At 52.4% G+C, this 10,664-nt stretch carries 14 protein-coding genes; 1 reads left to right on the top strand and 13 read right to left on the bottom strand.

Annotated features, from left to right (window positions below):
* From ACQE3Z_RS12615 to fkpA, 9 genes are all read right to left on the bottom strand, one after another.
* Nucleotides 1-352, bottom strand: a 352-nt coding sequence (locus tag ACQE3Z_RS12615) for a GTP-binding protein (protein WP_426974069.1), incomplete at its 3' end; no start/stop codon positions are given.
* 69 nt (nt 353-421) lie between these two features.
* Entirely contained in the window at nt 422-2,530 is a 2,109-nt protein-coding gene (gene fusA / locus ACQE3Z_RS12610) for an elongation factor G (RefSeq protein ID WP_249893122.1), read from the bottom strand.
* 93 nt (nt 2,531-2,623) lie between these two features.
* Nucleotides 2,624-3,094, bottom strand: a complete 471-nt coding sequence (gene rpsG / locus ACQE3Z_RS12605; RefSeq protein ID WP_038629748.1) for a 30S ribosomal protein S7 — start codon at nt 3,092-3,094, stop codon at nt 2,624-2,626.
* 96 nt (nt 3,095-3,190) lie between these two features.
* Nucleotides 3,191-3,565 (bottom strand): 30S ribosomal protein S12, encoded by a 375-nt coding sequence (gene rpsL, locus ACQE3Z_RS12600; protein ID WP_003852912.1) that lies wholly within the window; start codon nt 3,563-3,565, stop codon nt 3,191-3,193.
* Between the two features lie 125 nt (nt 3,566-3,690).
* On the bottom strand, nt 3,691-3,978 hold the full coding sequence (gene tusB / locus ACQE3Z_RS12595) for a sulfurtransferase complex subunit TusB (RefSeq protein ID WP_426974068.1): 288 nt from the start codon (nt 3,976-3,978) through the stop codon (nt 3,691-3,693).
* Nucleotides 3,979-3,987: 9 nt separating this feature from the next.
* Nucleotides 3,988-4,347 (bottom strand): sulfurtransferase complex subunit TusC, encoded by a 360-nt coding sequence (gene tusC / locus ACQE3Z_RS12590; RefSeq protein ID WP_426974067.1) that lies wholly within the window; start codon nt 4,345-4,347, stop codon nt 3,988-3,990.
* Nucleotides 4,347-4,730: a sulfurtransferase complex subunit TusD gene (tusD, locus tag ACQE3Z_RS12585; RefSeq protein ID WP_426974066.1), complete on the bottom strand. Its 384-nt coding sequence runs from the start codon at nt 4,728-4,730 to the stop codon at nt 4,347-4,349. Before tusD ends, tusC begins: the two co-directional genes overlap by 1 nt.
* Nucleotides 4,730-5,452, bottom strand: a complete 723-nt coding sequence (locus tag ACQE3Z_RS12580; RefSeq protein WP_085068494.1) for a helix-turn-helix transcriptional regulator — start codon at nt 5,450-5,452, stop codon at nt 4,730-4,732. The genes tusD and ACQE3Z_RS12580 overlap by 1 nt, the downstream gene beginning before the upstream one ends.
* A gap of 176 nt (nt 5,453-5,628) precedes the next feature.
* Entirely contained in the window at nt 5,629-6,447 is an 819-nt protein-coding gene (gene fkpA, locus ACQE3Z_RS12575) for an FKBP-type peptidyl-prolyl cis-trans isomerase (RefSeq protein WP_426974065.1), read from the bottom strand.
* A gap of 274 nt (nt 6,448-6,721) precedes the next feature.
* Between fkpA and ACQE3Z_RS12570 the strand changes: the two genes are divergently transcribed.
* The gene (locus ACQE3Z_RS12570) at nt 6,722-6,940 is read left to right on the top strand and encodes a protein SlyX (protein WP_085068499.1); all 219 of its coding nucleotides are present in this window, start codon (nt 6,722-6,724) and stop codon (nt 6,938-6,940) included.
* Between the two features lie 299 nt (nt 6,941-7,239).
* Here ACQE3Z_RS12570 and slyD read toward each other — a convergent pair whose 3' ends face one another.
* The 4 genes from slyD to kefG form a co-directional block, all read right to left on the bottom strand.
* On the bottom strand, nt 7,240-7,785 hold the full coding sequence (gene slyD / locus ACQE3Z_RS12565; protein ID WP_426974064.1) for a peptidylprolyl isomerase: 546 nt from the start codon (nt 7,783-7,785) through the stop codon (nt 7,240-7,242).
* Between the two features lie 198 nt (nt 7,786-7,983).
* Nucleotides 7,984-8,178, bottom strand: a complete 195-nt coding sequence (locus ACQE3Z_RS12560; protein WP_085068503.1) for a YheV family putative zinc ribbon protein — start codon at nt 8,176-8,178, stop codon at nt 7,984-7,986.
* 44 nt (nt 8,179-8,222) lie between these two features.
* Nucleotides 8,223-10,028, bottom strand: coding sequence for a glutathione-regulated potassium-efflux system protein KefB (gene kefB, locus ACQE3Z_RS12555; RefSeq protein WP_426974063.1), 1,806 nt, complete (start codon nt 10,026-10,028; stop codon nt 8,223-8,225).
* On the bottom strand, nt 10,029-10,580 hold the full coding sequence (gene kefG, locus ACQE3Z_RS12550; protein ID WP_426974062.1) for a glutathione-regulated potassium-efflux system ancillary protein KefG: 552 nt from the start codon (nt 10,578-10,580) through the stop codon (nt 10,029-10,031).
* Nucleotides 10,581-10,664: the final 84 nt, after the last annotated feature.

Here is a 10,664-nt window from a genome sequence, read left to right as displayed (position 1 = left end):
CACGGGTCTGCGGCATCGGGCCGTCAGTCGCAGCAACAACCAGGATAGCGCCGTCCATCTGAGCAGCACCGGTGATCATGTTTTTCACATAGTCGGCGTGGCCCGGGCAGTCAACGTGCGCGTAGTGACGGGTCGGGGTTTCATATTCAACGTGAGAGGTGTTGATGGTGATACCACGAGCCTTCTCTTCCGGCGCGTTATCAATCTGATCGAACGCACGAGCCTGGCCACCGAAAGTTTTAGACAGAACGGTGGTGATAGCTGCGGTCAGAGTGGTTTTACCGTGGTCAACGTGGCCGATAGTACCAACGTTAACGTGCGTTTTGTTACGCTGAAATTGCTCTTTCGCCATGGCGATATTCCTTACTGTTATGCCCTCATCCATGATGAGGGCATCTGTTCAATATTCTAAAACCGTAGCTTATTTGCTACGAGATTCAATAACGGCCTGAGCGACGTTGTTCGGCGCTTCCGCGTACTTCAGGAACTCCATGGAGTAAGAAGCACGGCCCTGGGTCTGAGAACGCAGGTCAGTAGCATAACCAAACATTTCAGACAGCGGTACCTGAGCGCGAACGGTCTTACCGGTAGCGGTGTCATCCATACCTTCGATGATACCGCGACGACGGTTCAGGTCACCGATTACGTCACCCATGTTCTCTTCCGGCGTTTCAACTTCAACCTTCATGATAGGCTCAAGCAGAACCGGCTTCGCTTTCTTAAAGCCATCTTTAAACGCCAGAGAAGCAGCCAGTTTAAACGCCAGTTCAGAGGAGTCCACATCATGGTAAGAACCGAAGTGCAGACGAACGCCCAGGTCAACTACCGGATAACCAGCCAGCGGACCAGATTTCAGCTGTTCCTGGATACCTTTGTCAACCGCAGGGATGTATTCACCAGGAATCACACCGCCTTTGATGTCGTTGACAAATTCGTAGCCTTTGCCGCCCGGCTCCAGCGGGTACAGATCGATCACAACGTGACCGTACTGACCACGACCACCAGACTGTTTCGCGTGTTTACCTTCGACATCCTTAATGGTGTCGCGGATAGTTTCACGGTAAGCAACCTGCGGTTTACCTACGTTCGCTTCAACGTTGAACTCACGCTTCATACGGTCAACGATGATGTCGAGGTGCAGCTCACCCATACCAGCGATGATGGTCTGGTTAGATTCTTCATCAGTCCATACGCGGAATGATGGGTCTTCTTTCGCCAGACGGCCCAGAGCCAGACCCATTTTTTCCTGGTCAGCTTTGGTTTTCGGTTCAACCGCGATAGAGATAACCGGCTCCGGGAACTCCATACGTTCCAGGATGATCGGGTTGTTCGGATCACACAGGGTATCACCAGTGATCACGTCTTTCAGACCGATCGCCGCTGCGATATCGCCCGCGCGAACTTCTTTGATCTCTTCACGTTTGTTGGCGTGCATCTGTACGATACGACCAAAACGCTCACGCTGTGATTTCACAGAGTTCAGTACGGTATCACCTGAGTTAACCACGCCTGAGTAAACGCGGAAGAAGGTCAGGTTACCAACGAACGGGTCGTTCGCAATTTTGAACGCCAGAGCAGAGAACGGCTCTTTATCGTCAGAGTGACGCTCTGCCGGAGTATCTTTACCGTCGTCCAGCATACCTTTGATAGCCGGAACGTCGGTCGGTGCTGGCAGGAATTCAACCACTGCATCCAGCATCGCCTGAACACCTTTGTTCTTGAATGCAGAACCACAGGTAACCAGGATGATTTCGTTGTTCAGCACGCGCAGGCGCAGTGCTTTTTTGATCTCTTCTTCAGTCAGCTCTTCGCCGCCGAGGTATTTCTCCATCAGCTCTTCAGAGGCTTCTGCCGCAGATTCGATCAGGTTCTGATGCCATTCTTCAGCCAGGTCAACCATGTCAGCCGGGATCTCTTCATAAGTGAAGGTCACGCCTGCATCTTCTTCGTTCCAGTTGATGGCTTTCATTTTGATCAGGTCAACAACACCGGTGAATTTCTCTTCTGCACCGATAGCCAGCTGCAGAGGAACCGGGTTTGCACCCAGACGGGTTTTGATCTGACCAACAACTTTCAGGAAGTTAGCGCCCATGCGGTCCATTTTGTTAACGAACGCGATGCGCGGAACTTTATATTTGTTAGCCTGACGCCATACGGTTTCAGACTGCGGCTGAACACCACCAACCGCACAGTAAACCATTACCGCGCCATCAAGAACACGCATGGAACGTTCAACTTCGATAGTGAAGTCAACGTGTCCCGGGGTGTCGATGATGTTGATGCGGTGCGGCTCAAACTGCTTGGCCATACCTGACCAGAACGCGGTGGTCGCAGCAGAAGTAATGGTGATACCACGTTCCTGCTCCTGAGCCATCCAGTCCATGGTTGCAGCGCCATCATGTACTTCACCGATTTTGTGGTTAACGCCGGTGTAGAACAGGATACGCTCGGTGGTAGTGGTCTTACCGGCGTCGATGTGAGCACTGATACCGATGTTACGGTAACGTGAAATGGGTGTTGTACGAGCCATTTGATTCCTCTGATTCTCGGACGTTCAAAATAAGTCATCCCCAGCGGGTTGGCTAATTGAGCGCCCGCTGGGTTAACAATAACTACGCGGTTATTACCAGCGGTAGTGAGCGAACGCCTTGTTGGCTTCGGCCATACGGTGAACGTCTTCACGTTTCTTCACTGCAGTACCTTTGTTCTCAGCAGCATCAGAAAGTTCGTTCGCCAGGCGCAGAGCCATCGATTTATCACCGCGTTTACGAGCAGCTTCTACGATCCAACGCATTGCCAGAGCATTACGACGGACCGGACGGACTTCAACTGGTACCTGATAAGTAGAACCACCAACGCGACGTGACTTAACTTCTACAGTCGGGCGTACGTTGTCCAGAGCTACTTCAAAAGCTTCCAGTTCGGTTTTACCAGAACGCTGAGCCAGGGTCTCCAGCGCGGTATATACGATTGCTTCAGCGGTAGATTTTTTACCGTCTACCATCAGGATATTTACAAATTTGGCCAGCAGCTCAGATCCGAACTTAGGATCCGGCAGAATTTTACGTTGACCAATGACGCGACGACGTGGCATGGAAATACTCCGTTGTTAATTCAGGATTGTCCAAAACTCTACGAGTTTATTTTGACATTTAATTTAAAACGTTTGGCCTTACTTAACGGAGAACCATTAAGCCTTTGGCTTCTTCACGCCATACTTGGAGCGAGCCTGCTTACGGTCTTTAACACCAGAGCAGTCAAGCGCGCCACGAACGGTGTGGTAACGCACACCTGGCAGGTCTTTAACACGACCGCCACGAATCAGGATTACGGAGTGTTCCTGCAGGTTGTGGCCTTCACCACCGATGTAGGAAGTCACTTCGAAACCGTTGGTTAAACGAACACGGCATACTTTACGCAGTGCGGAGTTCGGTTTTTTCGGGGTAGTGGTGTACACACGGGTACAAACACCACGTTTTTGCGGGCAAGCTTCCAGCGCCGGCACGTTGCTTTTAGCAACTTTGCGTACGCGCGGTTTGCGAACCAGCTGATTAACTGTTGCCATTAAATAGCTCCTGGATTTAGCTTTTGCTTCGTAAACACGTAATAAATCGCCTCGTATTAATACGAGGACGCAGAATTTTAGGGCTGAGCAGAAAAGGTGTCAAGAAATAACCAGGCGTCTTATGTTCACCAGGGCATTTGTTGTTGCTGTTTTACCGTCAGCATGACGAAATCATTATAGTCGATAACGGTAATTTTGGATGAAATTTGCGCGGCCAATCCACGCGCCTCAACATCCTCTTTCAGCGCCCAAAGCCGCGCTGGTGCTTGCAACAGCTGCGGTAGCAGACAATTATTTTGCAGACCGGCCAGCACGCCATCCTGCATCAACAATAGATCATCATCTGCCCGTAGCATGCGCAGCAATAAATTATAATCACACTGCCAGGGGGAACTCATCAGCGTATGCAGCATTAGCGCTCCTTAAAAGGTCAGGATATGGTCAGCCTGCGACAGACGCGCACGTAGCGCCGCGCTATCAAGGACCTCAGCAGGCAGCACGCGTGGGCTCTCCGACGTGAGCCCGCGCTCCGCAAGCGAGTCCGCGCAAATATAACATTCCTCAACGTCATACAGCGGCAGTACGCCAAACGTGGCGATATAATTACGCGCCAGCACTTTTTCCGGCTGTTGATGTTCGCTTAGCTGTAGCACGCCATCACCGATAAAAAAGAGTGAAACCTGTTCACACAGAGCCGCAGTGGCCAGCGCCGCATCCAGCCCTTCTCTTCCGCTGCTGTTGCCGTGAGGCGCACGGGTAAAAACAAAAGCGACCGATTTCATCAGAACTGTACCACTCTGTCGCTGGTGAGCATCGCTTCAGCTAATGCGCCAAGCCCTGCCAGCGTAAACCCAGGCTGAAGATTCACCGCGGCTAATCCCAACCCAGCAGCCTCCTGCTCATCGGTTACGCCGCGCCTTAATGCTGCCGCCACACAGATGTTCAGCGTCACGCCCTGTTGCTGCAATGCCTGCCAGGCGCGTACGATATCAAATTCATCGCCAGCGGGAGCGGTAAGCTGATTACCGTTGAGCACGCCTTCCCGATAAAAAAAGATGCTGTTCAGCTGATGACCGGCTTTCAGCAACGCACGTGCAAAAAGCAGCGCACTGCTCGCTTGCTGCGTGCCGTAAGCGGGTCCCGTTACCAAAAGCGTGTAATGCATTAACGTTCCTGCCCCTGCATATCGCCACTTTTAAACTGGCGGATATAGAGGTAGACCGTATGTTTGGAAATATTCAGACGGTCGGCGACCTGGTTAATCGCATCTTTAATATCAAAAATACCTTTTTCGTACAGATTGAGAACAATCTGACGATTCTTCATATTGTTTGCTACGTTGCGATCGGCGCTAACTTCTTCAATGGTGAACTCCAGCGTTTGCGTCACCAGATCCTCTACTGAGGAGGCGAAGTTAACTTGTGAAGCAACATCCGGCGTTTCCGGCGGCATAAAGGTCGACATAATCTGTGAGAATGGAACGTCCAGATTCATGTTGATGCACAGCAGGCCGATCACACGTTGTTGCCGATTACGGATAGCGATGGTTACCGACTTCATCAACACCCCGCTTTTCGCGCGGGTGAAATAGGCCCGGGAGACATTACTGTCGGCCCCGGTCATATCATGCAGCATACGCAACGCCAGATCGGTAATCGGCGAGCCGACTTTACGGCCAGTGTGTTCCCCATTGGCGATACGCACTGCGGAACATTTCAAATCTTCCAGCGAGTGCAGCACGATTTCACAATGAGAGCCAATCAGCATCGCAAGGCCATCAACGACGGCTTCGTAAGATTTCAGGATATCGTAGTCCGTTTGATCGAACGGATGTTGCTCCAGTAAATCGATATCGGTCAGATCGCCTGGATTGAATGGATTAGACATGAAAGACATTACCCTAATTGGCTGGAGCCTGTCTCAGCGCGGCCAGGGCAGACTCATCATACAAATTTGCGCAGCGCTAGTCTGGCAAATGTCTGCAGGTTATGCCAGATTTTTGTCCAGCCGGGGAGTGCGAGTCATACAAATAAAACCGCCGCGTTAACGCGGCGGTTGCAGAATTACTGTGCTTTCTTCTCGTCAGCGACCGGAGCCTGCGCTTTCGCGTCAGCTTTCGGTGCCGGTTTGATATCCAGTAATTCAACATCAAACACCAGCGTGGAGTTAGCCGGAATTCCCGGCACGCCATTTTTACCATAAGCGAGCTGCGGTGGAATAACCAACTTGATTTTCCCGCCTTTCTTCACGTGCTTCAGGCCTTCGGTCCAGCCCGGGATCACGCCGTCAAGACGGAAAGAGAGCGGCTCGCCACGCGTGTAAGAGTTATCGAACTCCGTACCGTCAATCAGCGTGCCTTTATAGTTAACCACAACGGTATCGCTATCTTTCGGCGCGTCGCCGCTACCCGCTTTTTCTACCAGATAGAGCAGGCCGCTGTCGGTTTTCTTCACGCCCTTCTGTTTAGCGAATTTCGCGGTGTAGGCATCCCCTTTCTCCGCGTTTTCTTTCGCATCTTTTTCCATCTTCGCCTGAGCGGCACCCTTCACACGGCCTTCAAAAGACTGCAGGGTTTGTTCAATTTCCTGATCGGATAATTTGCTCTTACCGGCGAAAGCGTCCTGAACGCCAGCAATCAGCTGTGCTTTATCTAACTGAATGCCCAGTTTTTCCTGTTCTTTCAGCGAATTTTCCATATAGCGGCCCAGCGATGCGCCCAGTGCATAAGCGGACTGCTGGTCTTCGTTATTGAAAGCCGCATTTTTAGGGGCCTGAGGCGCAGCTTGTTCAGCCGGTGCGGAGTCTGCTGCCAATGCCACTGGTGCATTGAGCGTGGCGGCCATCGTGGCGGCTAACAGCGTAATTTTAAACAGTGATTTCATCCATTATCTCCAAAACCGAAGCCTCTCACCTCGGCAATCGTTGCAGACCATCAGGTCTGTACTATAACTGTGCGGAACAACTTATCATGCCCGCCCGGCAAACTTAAGTGTACATCCGACCCTTTTTTGTGTCGGGAAGTTCCAACGGATATGACGATAAGACTGTGCTTTTTCAACCATCGCGGGCAAAATCGGACAATCTAACGTTGGATATGCGGTTTTATCTTACACAAGGCAAGCCGACATGTCTGGCATGGGCAACAGGGGAACAGCTATGCAGCAATATACCTTTGAACAACAGTTGGAACGGCTGGAAAGTAAACTCGCCTTTCAGGAACAAACCATTGAAGATCTGAACCAAACGGTTGTACAGCACGAAATGGAAATGGCGAAGATGCGTGAGCAAATACGGCTGCTGATAGATAAACTTAAAGCTGCGGCACCTTCAATGGTCGCACATCCATCGGAAGAAACGCCGCCACCGCACTATTAACTGTCCCGCAGTCACTAACGCTGCGGCACCTTATTACGGGGTCGCTGCATAGCTTGCTTGCTGCCAGCTCTGTTAGTTAGCGGTGGTAGGTTTTCTTTCAGAGGAGGCCAACGGCGGGCATAAAATGGAAGGATCGATGCGGCCTGACGCATTTTCTTGCGTTTAATGCGAGGGATATACTGAAAGGAAACCGTACTATTGGGCTGTGCAAAATGCCCCCGTTCTGGAAAGCGTTAAGGCAAAAATAATAAGGGCAGAGCGCGCACCGCACTCTGCCCCCTGTCATGCTGTACGTACGATTAGTGACAGCCGCAGCCGCCAGTACCGCAGCCGCCTTTACCATGTTCATGACCGTGGTCATGGTCATGATGGTGATCGTGTTCGCCGTGTACATGACCATGAGCCAGTTCTTCCGGCGTCGCTTCACGGATAGCAACCACTTCTACGTGGAAGTTCAGGTCCTGACCCGCCAGCATATGGTTACCATCAACCACAACGTGATCGTCTTCCACTTCGGTGATTTCTACCGGTACCGGACCCTGATCGGTTTCAGCCAGGAAGCGCATGCCAACCTGCAGTTCATCCACGCCCATAAACACATCTTTAGGCACACGCTGAACCAGGTTGTCATCATACTGGCCGTAAGCGTCATTGGCGGCAATATGCACGTCAAAGTTGTCGCCGACTTCATGATCTTCCAGTGCCTTTTCCAGACCAGAAATCAGGGAACCATGACCGTGCAGATAGTCCAACGGCGCGCTCACCGGAGACTCGTCGACCAACACACCGTCTTCTGTACGTACCTGGTAAGCCAGGCTGACCACCAGGTCTTTTGCTACTTTCATGATATCTCCTAACCGTTGAGAGCTTTGATCCCGACTCATTGGTCTATTTTTGCGTGCAATAACACCAACCAGAAAGATCCAGATGCTGACCCTTTGCGTGCCATACAGGCAATACGCTCAGGCAATGTTAACGATGCCGATTGTAACGGAATTCAGTGCCGCTGTAAGGGTAAGCTTAAAAAAAGCTGCGCTGTTCCGCTACTCTGGATGAAAAATTCCGATGACTTGCTCCTGACTGCGGATCTGATCGCGTACCTGCTTATCCGCCTCGCGCATTTGATGACCGCATTTCACGCACTCCACCACATCGACATTATTTTCACGCCACATTGCCAACGTATCTTTCTGTTGGCAGTGCGGGCAGGTTGCATCAGCAATAAAACGTTTACGCATTTCTCTTTCCTGCAGTTTTGGGTCAACGCGCTCAGCAGCGCCAGTTATTCAAATTCATCCCAGCTGTCCAGCTGGCGCTTCTCCTGCTGCATCTCGCGCTGGAAAATATCTTCAAGCTCGCGCCGCGCCTCACGCGCACGGGAGATTTGCGCATTATCCGTATGGACAGGCATCAGCTCGCGTAGCATACGCATATCCAGCCGCCGGAAGTGCTCCTGCGCGCGGTGCGCCTGATGCGGATGCATGCCCAACGACATCAATGTTTTACGTCCCAGCTCCAGTGCGCTGGAGAACGTCTCGCGGGAAAATTGCGTCACCCCCGCCTGCAGCAGTTCATGGGCCTCAACGCGCCCGCGCGCCCGCGCCAGAATATGCAGGTGGGGGAAATGCTGCTGACAGAGATGAACAATATTCATGGTGTCTTCTGGCGTGTTACAGGTAATCACGATCGACTGCGCGCTGGCAGCGCCTGCGGCCCGTAGCAGCTCCAGTTCTGTTGCATCTCCATAGTATACTTTATAACCATAATTGCGCATCAGACTCACGGCGCTGATGTCCCGCTCAAGCACGGTAATGCGTTTTTTATTCGCCATCAGCAGACGTCCAATCACCTGACCGAAACGACCAAATCCCACCACAATCACCTGCGGCTGATCGTCATCTACCCAGGGTTTTTCCGTTTGCTCATCCCCATCGTTAAAGCGCCGCACCAGAATGCGGTCTACGCCCCGCATCAGTAACGGCGTGGTCATCATAGAGAGGGTAACGGTCACCAGCAGCAGCGGCAGTTGATCGTCATGAAACAGCCGCACTGCCGAGGCGGCAGAAAACAGTACAAACGCGAACTCACCGCCCTGACTCAGCACGCTGGCGAACTGCAAACGCTCCGAGCTACCCAGGCCATAAATCCGCGCCAGCAGATAAAGCACCAGCGTTTTGACCGCCACCAGCACCAGCACACCGAGCAGCACCGTAAAAATATGCGTATAGAGCACGCCCAAATTCAGCGCCATGCCAACGGAAATAAAAAACAGCCCAAGCAGCAAACCTTTAAATGGCTCAATGGCGATCTCCAGCTCATGGCGATATTCGCTTTCCGCCAGCAGAATGCCGGAAATAAAGGTGCCCAGCGCCATCGACAGCCCCAACGCATCCATAAACAGTGCCGAACTCAGCACCAGCAGCAGCGCCGCAGCGGTAAAAACTTCGCGTACGCCGGAAGCGGCGATATAGCGGAAGATCGGTCGCAGCAGTAGCCTGCCGCCAATCAGCATGCCCGCAAAAGCCAGCACCTTGATGCCTACCTTCATCCAGTCGGTATGGCCGCTATCAGTGCCAGCCAGCAGCGGCACCAGCGCCAGCGCCGGGATCACCGCCAGGTCCTGAAACAGCAGTACGGAAAAGCCCAGTTGCCCCGCCTCGCTGCGATTCATTCCCTTATCGCGCATCAGCTGTAAAGCCATCGCCGTTGAAGACATCGCCAGGCCGATCCCGCCAACCACTGCCGCCTGCCATGAAAAATCGGTTAACAGCAGCAGCCCGGCCAGCACCGCAGTGCTAAAGATAACCTGAGCGGCACCTACGCCGAAAATCGAGCGGCGCAGCGCCCATAGCTTGGAAGGATTCAGCTCCAGGCCAATCAGGAACATCAGGAATACCACGCCGATTTCCGAAAAGTGCAGGATCTCGTCAACGTCACTGATAAAGCCCAGGCCCCAGGGACCAATCGCAATACCCGCCAGCAAATAGCCCAGTACCGCGCCAATTCCCAGCCGGGCGGCGATGGGGACAGCGACCACGGCGGCGAACAGATAGACCACGCCCGCCGACAGTAAAGTATGCCCTTCCATTTATAATGCTCCAGCAGACAAAGGAGAGGAAAGCCAGCTGCCATAGGCCTCGGCATAATTTTTCATGATTTCCGGCGGTTGACGACGCGCCCAGTAAACAACCATCGGCGATAACCAGTGCATACGACACATCTGAGCCGTCAGCTCAAAGGGCCGCATAATCTCCGTCATGGGATAGCGATTAAGGCCATCCTGATGATAGGCCGTCTCCGGTTCGCCGGTGGTAATCACGCTGCGCCAATATTTTCCCTTTAGCGCATCACCGCCGACGCCGCTGGCAAAGCCACGCGAAAGCACGCGATCCAGCCACTCTTTCAGCAATGCCGGACAGCTCCAGGTATAAAGAGGATGCTGGAAAATAATGATCTGATGCTCCCGCAGCAACTGCTGTTCAAAATGAATATCGATAAAAAAATCGGGATAGTGTGCATACAGGTCGTGTACGGTAACGTGGGATAATTGCTGCGCCGGCTGCAGCAAGATCCGATTGGCTATCGAATCTTGTGATTCCGGATGGGCATACAGCAGCAAAACCTTAGGCGGCTGCGCCATCTCTCTCCTCCAAATCGTCGTCATGATGCAGGATTTCCGCTACCATGCACGACATAACGGAATCTATGATTCCTGACTGATTAT

Origin of the sequence: Pantoea sp. FN0307 (assembly GCF_050113815.1) — a bacterium.
Classification (GTDB): domain Bacteria; phylum Pseudomonadota; class Gammaproteobacteria; order Enterobacterales; family Enterobacteriaceae; genus Mixta; species Mixta alhagi.
This window is presented reverse-complemented; position numbering and strand designations above follow the sequence as displayed.

What these genes read in the sequence shown, in the direction of transcription:
- ACQE3Z_RS12580 (WP_085068494.1), bottom strand. Translation starts at nt 5,452, where the DNA reads ATGTCTAATCCATTCAATCCAGGCGATCTGACCGATATCGATTTACTG.
- fkpA (WP_426974065.1), bottom strand. Translation starts at nt 6,447, where the DNA reads ATGAAATCACTGTTTAAAATTACGCTGTTAGCCGCCACGATGGCCGCC.
- rpsL (WP_003852912.1), bottom strand. Translation starts at nt 3,565, where the DNA reads ATGGCAACAGTTAATCAGCTGGTTCGCAAACCGCGCGTACGCAAAGTT.
- ACQE3Z_RS12570 (WP_085068499.1), top strand. Translation starts at nt 6,722, where the DNA reads ATGCAGCAATATACCTTTGAACAACAGTTGGAACGGCTGGAAAGTAAA.
- tusB (WP_426974068.1), bottom strand. Translation starts at nt 3,978, where the DNA reads ATGCTGCATACGCTGATGAGTTCCCCCTGGCAGTGTGATTATAATTTA.
- kefG (WP_426974062.1), bottom strand. Translation starts at nt 10,580, where the DNA reads ATGGCGCAGCCGCCTAAGGTTTTGCTGCTGTATGCCCATCCGGAATCA.
- kefB (WP_426974063.1), bottom strand. Translation starts at nt 10,028, where the DNA reads ATGGAAGGGCATACTTTACTGTCGGCGGGCGTGGTCTATCTGTTCGCC.
- tusC (WP_426974067.1), bottom strand. Translation starts at nt 4,347, where the DNA reads ATGAAATCGGTCGCTTTTGTTTTTACCCGTGCGCCTCACGGCAACAGC.
- tusD (WP_426974066.1), bottom strand. Translation starts at nt 4,730, where the DNA reads ATGCATTACACGCTTTTGGTAACGGGACCCGCTTACGGCACGCAGCAA.
- ACQE3Z_RS12560 (WP_085068503.1), bottom strand. Translation starts at nt 8,178, where the DNA reads ATGCGTAAACGTTTTATTGCTGATGCAACCTGCCCGCACTGCCAACAG.
- rpsG (WP_038629748.1), bottom strand. Translation starts at nt 3,094, where the DNA reads ATGCCACGTCGTCGCGTCATTGGTCAACGTAAAATTCTGCCGGATCCT.
- slyD (WP_426974064.1), bottom strand. Translation starts at nt 7,785, where the DNA reads ATGAAAGTAGCAAAAGACCTGGTGGTCAGCCTGGCTTACCAGGTACGT.
- fusA (WP_249893122.1), bottom strand. Translation starts at nt 2,530, where the DNA reads ATGGCTCGTACAACACCCATTTCACGTTACCGTAACATCGGTATCAGT.